The sequence below is a fragment of the Bradyrhizobium sp. NBAIM08 genome, assembly GCF_020193935.1.
In the GTDB taxonomy this organism is placed as follows: domain Bacteria; phylum Pseudomonadota; class Alphaproteobacteria; order Rhizobiales; family Xanthobacteraceae; genus Bradyrhizobium; species Bradyrhizobium yuanmingense.
The window spans coordinates 1-389 of the sequence record NZ_JADYVR010001221.1; the positions used below are offsets into that span (position 1 = coordinate 1).

Annotated in this window: 1 protein-coding gene; it reads right to left on the reverse strand. The window is 69.7% G+C overall.

Going from position 1 to position 389, the window contains the following annotated elements; translation table 11 throughout:
* The coding region (locus tag I6F37_RS44235) for a hypothetical protein (protein WP_225155020.1) at nucleotides 1-204 on the reverse strand (204 nt) is incomplete at its 3' end.
* Nucleotides 205-389 lie beyond the last annotated feature (185 nt).

The following is a 389-nucleotide window of genomic DNA, read 5'->3' on the forward strand; positions in this document are numbered from 1 at the left end:
GAACAGCGTCCCGAAAGCGCCCTCGACACGCGCGCGTGCGAGCCTCGGCAACACCGCGGCTCGAACGGCACTCGCCGCCAGGACGAGAACGAGAAAGACGCCGTAGGCGGCGAAGAACCCGTCGGTCTCGACTCCCCGCCCAATCTTGCGGGCGATGACGACGCCGACCGCGGCGGACAACCCCGTCACGACGGCGATCGACATCGCCGTCAGGACGCCACTTGCGAGGGCGCTTCGAGGAGGGGAGGCGCTACGCTTGCGCACGGCGCACGGAAGCGTACGCACTATGACGAACAACCCGATCTGGACCGAGAACGCCCTCGCCGACCTCCGTCGCGAGTTCGGCGACGTCTACGCCGGGCGGACCGTGCTCGTCACCGGCGCCGACG